Source organism: Brumimicrobium sp., assembly GCA_023957385.1.
GTDB lineage: Bacteria > Bacteroidota > Bacteroidia > Flavobacteriales_D > Crocinitomicaceae > Brumimicrobium.
Window position 1 is genome coordinate 200124 of the sequence record JAMLGZ010000002.1, and the last position, 15420, is coordinate 215543.

General features: G+C 34.6%; 13 protein-coding genes. 3 read left to right on the forward strand and 10 right to left on the reverse strand.

Annotation, left to right across the window (positions count from 1 at the left end; all coding sequences use genetic code 11):
• Positions 1–99 precede the first annotated feature (99 nt).
• The gene (locus M9897_12170) at positions 100–2586 is read left to right on the forward strand and encodes a PIG-L family deacetylase (GenBank protein MCO5269638.1); all 2487 of its coding nucleotides are present in this window, start codon (positions 100–102) and stop codon (positions 2584–2586) included.
• A 15-nt stretch (positions 2587–2601) separates the two neighbouring features.
• On the opposite strand, the gene M9897_12175 is transcribed toward M9897_12170, so the two are convergent.
• Genes M9897_12175 through M9897_12190 form a run of 4 tightly spaced genes read right to left on the reverse strand, consistent with a single transcriptional unit; the run spans position 2602 to position 7397 of the window.
• Complete coding sequence (locus tag M9897_12175) at positions 2602–3162, reverse strand: cytochrome b/b6 domain-containing protein (protein MCO5269639.1); 561 nt, start codon at positions 3160–3162, stop codon at positions 2602–2604.
• A 52-nt stretch (positions 3163–3214) separates the two neighbouring features.
• On the reverse strand, positions 3215–5713 hold the full coding sequence (locus tag M9897_12180; GenBank protein ID MCO5269640.1) for a cation-translocating P-type ATPase: 2499 nt from the start codon (positions 5711–5713) through the stop codon (positions 3215–3217).
• Between the two features lie 14 nt (positions 5714–5727).
• On the reverse strand, positions 5728–6951 hold the full coding sequence (locus M9897_12185) for an NADH:flavin oxidoreductase (GenBank protein MCO5269641.1): 1224 nt from the start codon (positions 6949–6951) through the stop codon (positions 5728–5730).
• A gap of 2 nt (positions 6952–6953) precedes the next feature.
• Positions 6954–7397, reverse strand: coding sequence for a DUF2147 domain-containing protein (locus M9897_12190; protein MCO5269642.1), 444 nt, complete (start codon positions 7395–7397; stop codon positions 6954–6956).
• A gap of 490 nt (positions 7398–7887) precedes the next feature.
• Between M9897_12190 and M9897_12195 the strand changes: the two genes are divergently transcribed.
• Entirely contained in the window at positions 7888–9060 is a 1173-nt protein-coding gene (locus M9897_12195) for an MFS transporter (protein MCO5269643.1), read from the forward strand.
• Positions 9041–9880 carry an SDR family NAD(P)-dependent oxidoreductase gene (locus M9897_12200; protein ID MCO5269644.1) on the forward strand — a complete coding sequence of 280 codons (840 nt, stop codon included), beginning with the start codon at positions 9041–9043 and terminating at the stop codon, positions 9878–9880. The genes M9897_12195 and M9897_12200 overlap by 20 nt, the downstream gene beginning before the upstream one ends.
• 1 nt (position 9881) lies before the next feature.
• Here M9897_12200 and M9897_12205 read toward each other — a convergent pair whose 3' ends face one another.
• The 6 genes from M9897_12205 to bcp all read right to left on the reverse strand — a co-directional run bounded on the left by M9897_12205 (position 9882) and on the right by bcp (position 15340).
• Positions 9882–11105 (reverse strand): PKD domain-containing protein, encoded by a 1224-nt coding sequence (locus M9897_12205; GenBank protein ID MCO5269645.1) that lies wholly within the window; start codon positions 11103–11105, stop codon positions 9882–9884.
• 83 nt (positions 11106–11188) lie between these two features.
• Positions 11189–12070 (reverse strand): type IX secretion system membrane protein PorP/SprF, encoded by an 882-nt coding sequence (locus M9897_12210; protein ID MCO5269646.1) that lies wholly within the window; start codon positions 12068–12070, stop codon positions 11189–11191.
• Positions 12067–13245: a prolyl oligopeptidase family serine peptidase gene (locus tag M9897_12215; protein MCO5269647.1), complete on the reverse strand. Its 1179-nt coding sequence runs from the start codon at positions 13243–13245 to the stop codon at positions 12067–12069. Before M9897_12215 ends, M9897_12210 begins: the two co-directional genes overlap by 4 nt.
• On the reverse strand, positions 13242–13691 hold the full coding sequence (locus M9897_12220; GenBank protein ID MCO5269648.1) for a GtrA family protein: 450 nt from the start codon (positions 13689–13691) through the stop codon (positions 13242–13244). The genes M9897_12215 and M9897_12220 overlap by 4 nt, the downstream gene beginning before the upstream one ends.
• Before the next feature lie 98 nt (positions 13692–13789).
• Positions 13790–14812: a recombinase RecA gene (gene recA, locus M9897_12225; GenBank protein ID MCO5269649.1), complete on the reverse strand. Its 1023-nt coding sequence runs from the start codon at positions 14810–14812 to the stop codon at positions 13790–13792.
• Between the two features lie 66 nt (positions 14813–14878).
• The gene (bcp, locus tag M9897_12230) at positions 14879–15340 is read right to left on the reverse strand and encodes a thioredoxin-dependent thiol peroxidase (protein ID MCO5269650.1); all 462 of its coding nucleotides are present in this window, start codon (positions 15338–15340) and stop codon (positions 14879–14881) included.
• Between the last annotated feature and the right edge of the window lie 80 nt (positions 15341–15420).

Below are 15420 nucleotides of genomic sequence, written 5' to 3' on the forward strand. Positions count from 1 at the left end.
TTTTTTGGATAGTTATAAATTAGCTTCAATCTTTTACGCTGATAAATACTTGCATCTTTTTTGTTAAAAGCTTACCTTTAACATCCAATTTTTAAACTGATGAAGATTTTTTCTATACTTATTGGTATATTCTTTACACAATTTCTATTTGCACAAACATCGCCAGAATTCAATTCTGCTCAAATTTTACACGAACTTAAAAAGTTAAATACAGTAGGTTCTGTATTGTATATTGCGGCACATCCCGATGATGAGAATACACGCTTGATTGCTTATTTAACCAATGAATTACATTTGCGTACCGGATATCTGTCTCTAACCCGTGGTGATGGTGGACAAAATCTTATTGGGACAGAACAAGGAGAAGCTCTAGGCTTGATTCGGACACAAGAATTATTAGCAGCGCGTAGAGTGGATGGTGCTGAACAATTTTTTACTCGAGCAAATGATTTTGGGTTTTCTAAGAATCCAGAGGAGACCTTGAGTATATGGGATAAAGAAGAAATTTTATCTGATGTGGTATGGACGATACGTCAATTTAAACCTGATGTGATTATTTGTCGTTTTCCTACTACAGGTGAAGGTGGACATGGGCATCATACAACATCTGCTATACTTGCTGAAGAAGCATTTGATGCGGCAGCAAACCCCAATCGTTTTCCTGAACAACTAAAGGAAGTATCCGTTTGGCAAGCTAAACGTCTTTTCTGGAATACCTACAATTTTGGTATGATAAATACGACCTCCTCGAATCAAATGAAAATGGATGTGGGAGTTTATAATCCTTTGCTCGGGAAAAGTTATGGTGAGATTGCATCCATGAGTAGATCGCAACATAAAAGTCAAGGTTTTGGTGTAGCCATGCAGCGAGGAGAAGAGATAGAATATTTTAAATTTTTAAAAGGAGATTCCAAACCTGATAAGGACTTATTTGAAGGTATCAATTTTAAATGGGATAGATTTACAGAAACTGCTTACTTGGATGATGCTATTCAAAAATGTATTGCGGAATTTAATCCCAGTCATCCAGAGAATTCCTTGGATCAATTAATAGGAATATACAAGGTGCTAGATGAATTAAGAATAGGTCATTCTGATATGTCCTTTTGGGTAAATCAGAAGTTGGCAGCTTGTAAAAATTTGATTATTCAATGTGCAGGTCTGTGGATGGAAGCATATCCGAAAGATTATACTGTAGTTCCTGGTAATACAATACAGGTTACAGCTCAAATCTTAGTTAGAAATCCTGTACCTGTCCAGTTTAATGCGATTAGCTTTTTTAAGCAAACAAATAAGAGTATGAATAAGACTTTGAAGCAAAATATAATGGAAACAATTGAGCAGTCAGAGAAACTGCCGGGGAATTTAGCTTATTCTAATCCATATTGGTTGAATCAATCTCATTCCGTAGGAATGTATTCAGTAAATGATCAAATGTTAATCGGCAAACCTGAAAATGATTTTGCCGAAAAGGTTGTATTTGATATTACAATTAAAGATCTGAATTTACAAATTGAACGAGGACTTTCTTATAAATATACGGATCCAGTGAAAGGAGAAGTATATCGCCCTATGGAAGTATTACCTCCTGCAACAGTGAATATATCCAGTAATGTTTGGGTATTTAGTTCTACCGAGCCTAAGAAAATTGAATTTAAAGTTAAAGCGAATCAAGCACGTGTGAAAGGATTAATTCAAGTCAAAGTTCCAGAAGGTTGGACCTTAGATTTGGAGGATGCTAATTTTGAAATTGCTGAAAAAAATGGAGAAGCTCAAATAAATGGATACCTTCATCCATCCGATTCTGGTAAAGATGGAAAGCTGGAAGTTTCTTTACTGATCAATGAAAGAACCTATACTAAGAGTATTACACGTATTGAGTATGACCATATTCCGTATCAATTCTTTTTATCGGATGCGACAGCTCAGTTAGTACATTTGGATTTAGTAAAAACAGGAACTAAGATTGGATATATTCCAGGGGCAGGAGATAAGGTAGCTGATAATCTCAAACAAATTGGATATGAGATTACTATATTGAATAATGAAGATTTGGATAAAATAGATTTAGCTCAATTTGATGCTATTGTTACAGGAATTCGAGCCTATAATGTGAATACACATTTGCATATTTATCATGAGAAATTAATGAATTATGTGCATACAGGAGGGAACCTTATTGTTCAATACAATACGAATAACCGAATAGCTCCGCTTAAAGAGCAAATAGGACCTTTCCCTTTTGAAATTACAAATGGCCGTGTGACAGATGAAACAGCAGAAGTCAAATTTAATAACCCAAAGGCATCTGTTTTGAATGTGCCTAACAAGATAACAGAAGAGGATTTTAAGGGTTGGATTCAAGAGCGGGGATTATATTTTGCTGATAAGATAGACAGAAATTACGATGCTATTTTCTCTATGCATGACAAAGGAGAAAAGGATTTAAAAGGGAGTTTAATTATAGGTAAATACGGTAAAGGAAACTTTGTCTATACCGGACTAGCCTTCTTTAGAGAACTCCCAGCAGGTGTACCTGGAGCTTATCGCTTATTTGTGAATCTATTAAGTCTTCCCCAAAATTAAGGGAGCAGGTTTGAATTATTCTCCTCCAATCATTTTAGAAGTGATTCCTTTATCTTTTCCCTTCTCTGCTAGAAATACACCCACAAAATGTAGTACGATGAAGATAGGAAAAAGATATACACCTAATTTATGGGTAGCTTCTATTGATTTATGAAGATCTGGGAAGAAATCTTGACGTAAACAAATACCTGTGAAAGCTGCCATAAATACGTATAGGTAAAAATATATGTATGTTAAACCCTGCATCTTTTCTTTCATAGAGGTGCTTCCTTTGAATGGATTCGGAAAACGTATTCCTTTGGCAATCATGTATATTACTCGTATTATAAAAGCTATAATCATAACATGAGCAAAAATCACATGCCATTCCCACATAGGCTCACGAAGTACCTTATACATTGCGTTTGATTGTTCTTTAGTTACCTCCAAATCTTGAGAATTTACTGCTGCGAAAACAGCTTTCTTTCCCATCCAATACATACGTAAGAAACCAGTTACCAATAAAACAGGCATAGAAAATGCCATAACCCAATGTAGAAGTCTATGAAGAGCTGAGAATTTATTTTTTGTTTCCATGAAAATTTATTTTTACGAATCTATGAATAATTGAAATAATATGAAGTGAATTTTATAAATTCCTACGCTTTATCCATTTATATACCTCAAACCATAAAACCGAACTAGCAGCAAAAGAAAAAGCTATCCCTAATTGGTAAGTAGTGAGTGGAATAATATGAAAGAACTTCGAAATTATTGGAATATATAAAAGTGCAAAAAGTGCTATAATAACAATCAAAGTAATTCCAAAAAGAAGTTTGTTCTTATATTTAAGAGTAGTGATAACACTGTAATAAAAGGAGCGGTTAATAAAGCTTAAAAAGATATTAGCTAAAATCAATGTAGTAAAAACCATAGTTCTAGTTAATTCTTCTTGATATCCTTGCCAGATACTGTATTGGTAAATTCCTAACACACCTATGGTAATGATAAGACCTTGCAAAATACTTAAGTTTAATTCTTTCCAGTTGAGGAAGGTATCGGTCATTTTTCGAGGTGGCTGTGTCATTGTGTTTTCTTCCATAGGCTCGTTCTCGTATACGATGGAACAAGTTGGACCCATAACTATTTCTAAGAATATAACATGAATGGGTGTAAATATCTGTGGATATATCCAGCCTAAGAGTAAAGGCAAAGAGACCGTTAGTATAATTGGAATATGAATTGAAATGACATATTGAATAGCCTTTTTTATATTGGTGTAGATTCTTCTCCCTTCTCCAATCCCATAAATAAGTCTATCTAAATTATCGTTGGTGATAATCAAATCAGAAGCAGCTTTTGCAATCTCAGTTCCTTTACTCCCCATTGCAACGCCAATATGTGCAGCCTTTAAGGCAGGTGCATCATTTACACCATCGCCAATCATGGCCACAATCTCATTATTCTTCTTTAAAGCTTTTACAACACTAAGTTTGGCCTGGGGATACATACGTGAAAAGAGTGTTGTTTTACTGGCTATTTCACATAATTGTTCTTCAGAAAGTTGCTCAAGATCACTCCCTTTTACTGGATTGGTGTTGCTTTTTATTCCTGCCTGATTTGCAACTGCTAGTGAGGTATCAGGATTATCTCCAGTAATAACCTTTACTTTAATTCCTGCATCATATATCTGCTGAAAAACTTGTTGTATTCCTTTTTTAGGTGGATCATAGAATATCGTAAACCCTAGGAATTGGAAATCGAATTCTTGTTGTCTTTTAGGGAATTCAGCAGAAAGATACGTAGCTTTTGCTATTCCCAAAATTCGGTATCCTTTATTTCCAAGTTCTTGAAGAAGTCTTTGACATTTTTGAAATGTATCTTCATCTAAGTGAGATACAGTTAGAATAGCTTCTGGAGCTCCCTTGGCAGCAATAATTCTGTTGCCCGATTTATCTTCATAGATATGCGTCATCATGGGAGGTTTACCCTCTAAAGGATACTCGTGAATCATATTGAAATCAGATGATTTATCACTTGTACATACTTTCAAATACCAATTTTGTAAGGTTTTTTCCATGGGATCAAAGGGAACAGGTTCGCTACTCCACATGGCATATTCAATAAGCTCTTCTAATTCAGGTAAACCATATTCGTCTTCTCCATACAATTTTCCTGTTGAATGATTATATAATTTCTCTAAAATCATAGAATTCTCTGTGATAGTACCTGTTTTGTCAACACAAATAACCGTAGTACTCCCAAGAGTTTCTACTATTCCACTTCGTTTGACAATGATATTTTTTTGCATCAATTTCCAGGCTCCCAAGGCCATAAAGGTGGTAAAGGCAACAGGAATCTCCTCTGGTAAAATAGACATAGCCATGGTGAGTCCATAGAGCAAGCTCTCTACAATGCTATTTGTTTGGAAATAACTATATATCCAGACAAGTAAAAAAATCCCTATACCTACAAAAGCCATATACTTCACAAATTGAGAAATTTGTATATTGAGAGGAGTTTTTTCTAATTCAATGTCTCGAAGTGATTCGCCAATTTTTCCAAAACGTGTATTCTTGCCTATTGCAGTGATCTCAAATACGGCAAGACCTGACATTACAATGGTCCCACTGTACACTTGATTGTTATCTGTATCACTATTCTTAAAGATAGAGTAACTCTCTCCTGTTAGCGCAGCTTCATTGACAGAAAAATCATTACTGTGTACGATTTTACCATCAGCATTAATCATCTTTCCTTCTTCTACAATGCATAAATCACCTATCACCAAATCATGAGTTGGTATTTTCTGAACATTCTGATTGCGTATAACTGCACTTAGTGGCTCATTTAATTTCTCAAGTTCTTTGAGTGCCCGTTTTGTTTGAAAATCTTGGTAAAATGAAATTCCTGAGATAATAACGATGGCTGCGAACATAAAAATTGCTTCTCCATATTGAGCTACAATAAGATAAATAATGGAAATGGCAATTAATAATAGCAGCATAGGTTCTTTTATTAAATCAAAAAACCATGCAAGAAGAGGACTTTTGTTATTATCTTTTAATGTGGCTTCAGCATGCAGAGTACGAGAGGCAATAACCTCTTCATCTGTTAATCCCACTAAATTTGAAGGGATATTAATCATGTTATTATTTTTAGTTATACTCCTTTTTCTGACTCGAAAGGTTCCCAAGTGGGTAATACACAACGAATGCCGTTCTTATCATTCATTAAAGGTGCACATTTATTACAATGATTGCAACCATTTATATATTTTTCTTGATAGTGAATTAAATGATTGACCATTTCTGGATCACGAAGTAGAGGTCGGGCTAATTGTACAAAATCAAAGCCCAAGTCCATAATCTTTTCAAGACTTTCTATAGTGCTTGCACCACCGATAAAGATGAGGTTACAGGTCAGTTGTTCACGAAATTTCTTCGCAGCTTCTAGTAAATACAATTCTTTGTATGGATATTTACGAAACATGGTTTGACCTACTAGCAACATCCCCAATTTCATCAATGGATTTTTTTCATATTTGATTAAATCAGGGAGTATGCTATCGCCATGAAATAACAACATAGGATTGTCACTACTTGCTCCGGCACTTAAAATTATTCCATCAATTCCATTATCTTGTAAAAGCTTTCCAACTTGTAAGCTATCTTCTAAAGTAACGCCTCCTTTTTTGTCATCATACATAGAAATCTTGGCGAGAATAGGAAAATCAGGTCCTACATTTTTTCTAACTTCTGCTAAAACTTCCAAGGGAAAACGCATCCTATTTTCTATACTTCCCCCGTATTCATCTTTGCGTTTATTCACCCTTGGGTTGATAAACTGACTGAGTAAGTAACCATGTCCAAAATGGATTTCAACAGCATCAAACCCTGACTCTTTCATAATTCGGGCAGTTTTCCCAAAATTTCCGCTTACTTCTTGTAGTGTGGTTTTATCCATACCTTGTGTAAAGAAATTTCCATAGAGCATTCCCACCAAATTAAAAGCGGTACTAGGTCCTACGGGTCTTTTACGTTCCAATTTCTTATTTCTGCTAAAACCACCACAATGTGCAATTTGTCCGGATAAGAGCGAACCCTGTGCATGAACAGTTTGTGCTAATTTTTGAAGTTGGGGTTTAATTTCTTCTCGGATGTACATGTAGTAATCAAGCATACATCCGTCATTTTCTGGAGCACAGTAGGCAAGAGTGGTCATAGCTACACCACCTCTTGCAACTTCTTCATGGAAATCGATGCAACGCTGTGAAATGTTTTGATTCTTATCTAGCATTCCTTCAAAAGTAGCGGCCTTAATAATTCTGTTTTTCAGGGTGAGCTGATTCAATTTTGCACTAGATAATAATCGTTGTAAGCTCATAATTAGCTGTTAATTCTTTTCCAAATTTGGGTGCGATAAAAAGGTCCTAAAAATACACGTACGAATAATTCATCCTGATTACTTGGATTAAGCCATACTTTTAATTTGTATATCTTTCCATCTTGAGTATTACAGATTGTGCCTCCTTCCCATACACTACCAGTCCAATTTAGGTCACGGATGAATTCAGTTCCAATCACTTTTTTTCCTTTTCGGTCATCTGTACATTTATCACAAGAAGGGTCATTGGATGAATATCCTTTGAAGCTATATAAGTGCAGCATCTTTGCATAGAGTTTTCCATCTTTCTTATAAAATTCTACTTTAGATTGTTTTTCGTTGGTATTGTCATCAAAGGTTTCGTAGATACCAACACAAGATTTCCCTTGTGAATATCCTAAGGAGATGAAAGACAAGAAGATAAATAATAGGATTCTTTTGTACATAAATTTATTATTCATTTGATAACATAAAGATAAGGAAAATGAAGGAAACTCTATATGACATTAGAAAATAAATACCATTACATAAAAGAAGTTAGATTCCGTACGATGCGCTTCGGAATGACACTTAAGCCTTAAATAATAGGGGAGAGGGGGTGGCGAAGCCGCCCCCTCTCCCTTTAACTACGTTGGCGGTTGTCATTCCGGAGCGCAGCGAACGGAATCTGTTCTTCCCTCACGATTGTAGTTTGCAGCATATGATCAGCGAACGGAATCTATTCTTCACCCATGATTATCGTTTATAGCATATACTCAACGAACAGAATTTATTCAGCCCTTAGCACCCTTCAGCATACTAGTGGCTAAATTATTAGTTCTTTATGAATGTACAAGGGATTCCCTATCTACCCAGAACTATTTTTTTCTTTGCATGTTATTCATATTTGTGTGACTTTCTCATAATCTTGATAAATTCGCATTCTATTTAAAAAGTATGAAAGAAAATAAGGAGAAATTATGGAGTAGAGATTTTATTATCATTAGTATATCCTATTTCTTTTTAGCGAGTTCTTTTAGCTTATTGATGCCTACAATTCCTATTTTCTTGTCCAAAGAGTTGGGGGTAGAAACATCTAAAATTGGGATTGTCCTTTCATCCTATGTGATTGCCTTACTAATGTTTAGACCATTTAGTGGATTTATTGTGGATATATATTCTAGGAAACCACTACTTATATTGGGTGTATCTTTATTTGTGGCGACGTTCTTTGGCTATTACTTTGCAGCAACGGTTTTATTTTTAATCTTACTCCGTTTTCTGCATGGTATATTTTGGGGGATGGCAACTGTCTCATCTAATACTGTGGCGATAGATATTATTCCAGCCTCAAGACGTGCTGAAGGGATAGGATTCTTTGGGGTAAACTCCAATATAGCTATGGCAATTGCGCCCTATATTGCGGTGAATATATATAATAGATTTGGATTTCATGCCTTAATAACTGCGTCACTTGTAATGGGGGTATTTTCAATTGTTGCTGTAACACTTATTAGAGTACCAATCCGAAAGAAATTGGATGAAACACCGCCTATTTCCATTGATAGGTTTATTTTGCTTAAAGGCCTTCCTATTTTCTGGAATCAGTTATTTATATCATTTGGTTGGGGAACCTTAGTAGCATTTGCAGTATTATATGGTATAGATATAGGTTTACAAAATTCGGGTATCTTCTTCTTATTTTTAGCGTTAGGATTAGTATTATCTCGTATAAATTCGGGCAAATTAGTGGATAAGGGACATTTACATATCGTTATGCAGGTAGCCTTACTACTCATCACAATAGGTTTTTTAACGTTTGCTTCTTTCCATAGTATTTATATGTTTTGTGTGGCTGCCTTTCTAATTGGATTAGGATATGGCACTTTATTTCCTGCTCTACAATCCATCTATGTAAATATGGCACCTTCTTCTCAACGGGGGACAGCTAATTCTACGTATTTAACAGGCTTTGATGTGGGAATTAGTTTAGGAATGTTAGTGGGAGCATATTTTGTAGAAAAATATAGTTTTTCTTTTATGTACAACATGACAGCCTGCTTAAGCTTTATTGCTATCTTTATTTATCGTTTTAACTCTATACGAGTGTATGAAAGAAATAGATTGTAATAATACAGAAAGCATAAAGAATGTTTTAATTACAGGTGCTGGAAGTGGTTTAGGATATACTACCACACAACTATTAGCCGAAAAAGGTTGGCGTGTTTTTGCCTTAGACATACATTTGTTTGAATTAGAACGCCCTAAGCATGCGTCTATTATCCCTATAAAAGTTGATGTGTCTAATGATGAGAGCGTTGCAGAGGCAATAAAGCAAGTAGAAAATTATACCCACACCCTTGATGCTATCGTAAATTTTGCAGGAATTTTAGTTATTGGTCCTTCCATGGAAACGCCTCCTGATCTTATGTTACGCATAATGAATATCAATTTAGTGGGAACTTATCGTATCAATTATTATTGTTTCCCACTTATACAGAAAGGGAAAGGGAGAATTGTGAATATTTCTAGTGAGGCAGGTATATTTAGTCCGCCTCCTTTTGCCAATTTTTATTATACATCCAAACATGCAATTGAATCTTATACTGACGCATTGCGTAGAGAACTTAGGTTTTTAGGTATAAAGGTTATAACCGTACGCCCAGGTGCTTTTCAGACAAATATGCAAGGTGGAGCCAAGAATAAATTTGATGAAATAGAAAAAAATAGTCAGTTATTCGAGAAGCAAATTGCAAAAGGAAATGCTATGTTTGAGTTAGGCGCCGGTAAACCACGAAACCCTTATGTGTTGGCAAAAAAGATTCACTATATATTGGAAACAAAACACCCTAAATCAGTTTATAATATTTACATAAATAAACTCTTTTGTTTACTAAACATCCTTCCAAAAAGATGTCAAGATATGATTTATTATAGAATGTTGAAGTAATTTAGAATACTAGCACCTTTACAGATTCATTTTCTTGTCGAAAAAAATACATCCCCTTTGATAACTCAAGGGAAGATGATTCACCATGATATATTCTATCTCCTAATATAGAATATACGGAATATCTATGTTCTTTATGGTCAATAAAAACTTTCCCATTGTGAGAAGGGTTTGGATATACTTTAAAAGTCTTCTGTTCTAGTTTGGGTTGCTCTAACATTCCGGAAGTGCCTATTATAACATCTTCTGAAATGGTGTCCGTGTAGCACGCATTGGAAGTAATCATACGGACGTGATAGATTCCTGTTTCGGTATAAGTATGTGTGGTATGCAAAACATGGGATGTATCTCCATCACCAAAGTCCCAAAATTCAAAAGTCCCTTCTTCAATATATGGACTAAGTGTAATTTTATCACCATCTAAGGTGATTCCAAATAGATTATTTGAAAGTGGTCGGTAGTCAATACGTACAGAATCTACCATATAAACGACATGATCGGCTACTTCTTGTAGATATTTAGCTTGATTTGGAGTAACTCCATTTGGAATAAAGGTATTTCCATAAGATGTTTGAGAGAAGATAATATTGTTAAATATGCAAGCAGCCAAATAAGACCCGAAGATAGAGGGGTGACTTCCATCGGAAACATATAAATCAGTAAAAGGAATGGGACTGATTGTGTCTTGCTTAATGTGTTGGAATCCTATACCAACAGGAGAGAGCAATCCTTGGTTATCATTTGCCATAAAAGAATAAGCCGTGTGTAGTCGTGCATTCATACCTTCAAACGTACTAATACTGTCCCATTGTGAGTCGCCATCACGTCTGCCCCAAGTATTATAAAAGATCGGAATAACACACTCATTACTTTGTTTTGCACTGTCTATTAAGATTTTAGCGTAAGGGAAAACATTTGTTTGAACTTGTGCCCATGGGAAAGATGGATTTTGACTTTGTTCCTGGATAACTACTATATCCCAATTGTTACTAGCAATTTTTTGGAGTGTTTGTGGATTTTGAGTGTGTTGAGAAAGAAAATGCCCTCCTGGAAAACTGGCATCCTTTATTAAAATATTTCCGTCTGCTGTTGCCAAATTTTTTACAATTTCAGGAAGATTATTTACATTGGTATAGCTGTTTCCAATAAACAAAACCTGCTTGGTTTTTTGAGTAAATCCATAGCTTGTTATAAGTATGAAGATAATGAGGAGGGTTCTTCTCATAAGGATATGATTTTTTTGCAAATCTACGATATCTTTCAGTAGTTTACATATTAAGATGAAAGTATTTTGATCAAAAAATATACCTAAAATTTATAAGCTATCCGCAAGCCAAAATTGTAATTTTTAGCTATAAGAGATTGCGTAAATGCAAGTCCAAGGGAGAGTGGATTTTCACCTATCCTAAAGTCATAACCAAAACTAAATTGATTACTGATATCCTTAGCACTAATTGTAAATTGGAAATAAGCTTTCTTATAAATTCCTAAATTGAAAGATAGATAGCTGTTTAACCAGTAAAGAGGAGCAGTAAATACCGAGATTTTTAGCGAATAATTCTTTCTTTTTCCTAGCAAAAAATTATAAGCTAGTTGCAGATAAATCTCCCGATCAGTACGAAATAAAATATCATCGGGGGCATATTTTGAGGCTAATATATTCTTAGTAGATATGCCTAATTCGAATCTTTTTATGAAATAATGTATCCCTAAATCAAAATCTCCTAACATTGTCCATTTCTTTGATTTCTCTATATCAATAAATCCAATTTCGTTAAATCGTTTTAGGTTATATATTCCAAAACTTCCACGAACGCCAAAGCTTAATTTATGCTGAGTAGTAAAAGGGATGGTATAAATGAATCCAAGTCCCAATTCATTATTTTTGGTAAACGTAAGTGGCTGCAAATTGTAGTTATAAGTAAGGGTTACATTTTGCATTTTCACGAAAGCTTGGTAAGTAAGATTGGGTACAACTATTTGTCCAATATTATTTGGTACATAACGTAAAAAAGTTCTTGTATCAACTGCCGCTTTAAAATCGGTGCTATCTGTATGAGTGGGTGCATAAGCAGCATTGTAATAATTACTTCCTTGGATGAAGAATAGGTCATCCATATTACGTTGGGCTATTCCAATCTGAAAAGAGATTAGAAGCCAAAAGATGCTATGAAGAATACTTTGTTTCATTTAAGTGCGTCCAATTGATTTTTAGCGTCTGTTATAAAAGGCTTTAAGACGTTCCAGTGCTTCTTTCCTGTATAGGTGAAAAACTGTACATCTACACCATTCTGACTAAGTGTTGTATAGGCATCTTCCGAATTAAAATAAGGAACGAAATCATCTTGATCTCCGTGATATAAATATATTTTCCCAGGAGAATACCAGTTTTTTGCAACCCAACATCTTTCCAAAACCTTTATCATTTCTTTATCTTTCCCATTTTGGATTTGTTGCATAAAGAAATTATTGAGGATTTTGGATGGCACTTTCGAAGGAGGTAAAAAACTAGAACCTTGGTCATACACAGGGTATGAGAAAAAATAATCATTAGGACGTTTTAATTCAGAGAACTTATTGATAGAATATAATGCCCAAGCATACACACCGATATTAGCCTGTTTCTCATCTTTATGTTCTATAATTGTTTGAAGAATACGTTTGATATGATAAGGACCAGAAAGATTTAAACTAGCCGTAACGTTAAATTCAGACGAGTGGTATGTATCAATATACCAATGCGAAAAGAATGAAGCTCCACCACCTTGTGAATATCCTGCCAAAAATAACTTGTTTTCATAGTATGCACTTTGGTCAAGTAGATATTTCTTAACGGCAATTGTTCCATCATAAATGGCATTGACTAACTCAGGATAATAAACGTATGGGTGTTCTACTTTTTTAGTTCTTCCATATCCGATATAATCAGGCATAAAAACAGTATATCCTGCGGTAGCCCATGATAAACCAACGTTTCGGGATTCTATAAAGCCAAATTTTTCACCTTTAAACTGAGAAGGCGTACCCCATTTCTTTCCCATTATATCTGCAGGCGCCACGGTCCCATGACAGTAGGTTACTAAGTTAAAAGTGTCAATTCCCACAGGAACAAACAACATTCCTGATGTTTCTATAGTTTTTCCTTGGTATGTCGAAGCATATACAACTTCTAATAATTGCACATCGTATGTGGCAAAGCCAGATGCATCTACAGAATCAATGAGAGAAATACATTCAGATTTTGTGATTGTTTTTATTTCTTTTGATTCAATGAGTGTTCCAGGGGCTACATCTACATATTTTTCTTTCTTACATGAGACAAGTAGCGTAGTTAAAATAATTCCTATGAAGATAAATCTTTTCATTCTTTTTCTTTAAATATCCACCATTTCTGACCAAAGAAATTCAGTAAGGCGCTAACCCCAGTTGCAACGATGAAAGCGACTAGGTATTTCTTTGGAACAAAACTTAATGCTGGGTAAAGTATTAAAAAGTGAAGCATACCAGAATTTACAATTACGTTTATAAACATAGATAGTATGTATAGAATATAAAAATTTACTAAACGTTTATTGTTTTTATCGCTCTGCTTCCATGTCCAATATTTATTCAGATTATAAGTAACTAAAGACCCACAAATAAAGGAGGTTGATTTGGCTGACATGTCATTGGCAATGAAGCCAAACATTTTTTCGGGGTATATGTGAAGAAATGTATAATAACATGCTAAGTCAACTAGAACTGCTAATATTCCAATGAGTACAAATTTGATAAATTGTTTTTGAAAATCGGGTAGTGTCCTTAAATTCATGCTATTATATTCCGTTGTAAAAGTATGAATTTTTTTTGCATATCGTATAAATAAAAAAGGTGTGAATATTTTCACACCTTTCTATAAACGATATGTAATTACGCTTGCTCTTTTTCAGAAGCAAGAGCTTCTTTAATCTTGGATTCCAATTCGTCCATTAATTCTTGATTATCATTAATAATAAGTTTTACAGCATCACGTCCTTGACCTAATTTGGTATCGCCATAAGAGAACCAAGATCCACTTTTTTTGATAATATCTAAATCAACACCTAAATCAATAATTTCTCCTACTTTAGAAATCCCTTCTCCATACATAATATCAAATTCGGCTTTTTTAAATGGAGGAGCTACTTTGTTCTTTACCACCTTTACTTTAGTGCGGTTACCAGTTACGTCTTCTCCCTCTTTAATTTGGCTTGCTCTTCGGATATCTAAACGCACTGAAGCATAGAACTTTAGAGCGTTTCCTCCTGTTGTAGTTTCAGGATTACCAAACATAACACCTATTTTGTCTCGCAATTGGTTAATAAAGATGCAGCAAGTACCTGTTTTATTGATGGAAGCAGTCAATTTTCGCAAAGCTTTAGACATCAAACGAGCCTGTAATCCCATTTGACTATCACCCATTTCACCTTCGATTTCTGCTTTTGGTGTAAGCGCAGCAACAGAATCAACGACTATTAAATCGATTGCTCCGGAACGAATTAAATTATCAGCAATTTCTAATGCTTGTTCTCCATTGTCAGGTTGAGATATGATTAACTCTTTCGTATTTACACCTAATTTCTTAGCATAGAATTGGTCAAAAGCATGCTCAGCATCTATTATAGCGGCAATACCTCCTTTTTTTTGAACTTCAGCTATAGCGTGAATAGCTAAGGTTGTTTTTCCAGAAGATTCAGGGCCATATATTTCTACAATTCTTCCTTTAGGATATCCACCTACTCCAAGGGCGAGATCTAATGTTACGGAACCAGATGGGATAACATCTACATCCTCAACTGCTTCATCTCCTAATTTCATCACGGAACCTTTTCCGTAAACTTTGTCTAGTTTGTCCATGGTAAGTTGAAGAGCCTTTAACTTGTTTTCATCAACTTGTACTTTTTCTTTAGTCATATCGTTTATTTTTTTTGTTTATGCAAATTTAGATGGTCAGAACGTAATCTATTTACGTAGTTATTTTTATTTAAATTTTTCTATAATTTCTTCTGAATGATTTTTGGTATTGGGCTTAGTTATAATAGCATGAATTGTTCCGTCTTCATTTATTAAGAAGGTCGTTCGATGTAAACCATCGTATTTTTTTCCCATAAATGATTTGGGTCCCCAAACACCATATAATTGGATGACTTTCTTGTCAGTATCCGCAATCAATGTAAAAGGTAAGTTATATTTTTCAATAAATCTTTGATGTTTTTTTTCATCATCGGCACTAACTCCCAATACAATGATCCCTTCTTTTTTAAGTGCAGAAAATCCGTCTCTTATACTACAAGCCTGATTCGTGCATCCAGGTGTCATATCTTTTGGATAAAAATAGAGTGCTACTCTTTTACCTATATAATCTGAAAGTTTTATCACACGACCTTCTTGATCTTGCGCGGTAAAGTCAGGCGCCTTATCTCCTTTTTTTAATGTAATCATGTTGTTGTTTATTTAATCAACTGTTTGATGATAATTTAATCAAATGTAAATATCTTTTTTTATTTTCCAACTATTTTTTG

What these genes read in the sequence shown, in the direction of transcription:
- M9897_12210 (MCO5269646.1), bottom strand. Translation starts at nt 12,070, where the DNA reads ATGAAACAAAGTATTCTTCATAGCATCTTTTGGCTTCTAATCTCTTTT.
- bcp (MCO5269650.1), bottom strand. Translation starts at nt 15,340, where the DNA reads ATGATTACATTAAAAAAAGGAGATAAGGCGCCTGACTTTACCGCGCAA.
- M9897_12205 (MCO5269645.1), bottom strand. Translation starts at nt 11,105, where the DNA reads ATGAGAAGAACCCTCCTCATTATCTTCATACTTATAACAAGCTATGGA.
- M9897_12190 (MCO5269642.1), bottom strand. Translation starts at nt 7,397, where the DNA reads ATGTACAAAAGAATCCTATTATTTATCTTCTTGTCTTTCATCTCCTTA.
- M9897_12200 (MCO5269644.1), top strand. Translation starts at nt 9,041, where the DNA reads ATGAAAGAAATAGATTGTAATAATACAGAAAGCATAAAGAATGTTTTA.
- recA (MCO5269649.1), bottom strand. Translation starts at nt 14,812, where the DNA reads ATGACTAAAGAAAAAGTACAAGTTGATGAAAACAAGTTAAAGGCTCTT.
- M9897_12215 (MCO5269647.1), bottom strand. Translation starts at nt 13,245, where the DNA reads ATGAAAAGATTTATCTTCATAGGAATTATTTTAACTACGCTACTTGTC.
- M9897_12170 (MCO5269638.1), top strand. Translation starts at nt 100, where the DNA reads ATGAAGATTTTTTCTATACTTATTGGTATATTCTTTACACAATTTCTA.
- M9897_12185 (MCO5269641.1), bottom strand. Translation starts at nt 6,951, where the DNA reads ATGAGCTTACAACGATTATTATCTAGTGCAAAATTGAATCAGCTCACC.
- M9897_12220 (MCO5269648.1), bottom strand. Translation starts at nt 13,691, where the DNA reads ATGAATTTAAGGACACTACCCGATTTTCAAAAACAATTTATCAAATTT.
- M9897_12195 (MCO5269643.1), top strand. Translation starts at nt 7,888, where the DNA reads ATGAAAGAAAATAAGGAGAAATTATGGAGTAGAGATTTTATTATCATT.
- M9897_12180 (MCO5269640.1), bottom strand. Translation starts at nt 5,713, where the DNA reads ATGATTAATATCCCTTCAAATTTAGTGGGATTAACAGATGAAGAGGTT.
- M9897_12175 (MCO5269639.1), bottom strand. Translation starts at nt 3,162, where the DNA reads ATGGAAACAAAAAATAAATTCTCAGCTCTTCATAGACTTCTACATTGG.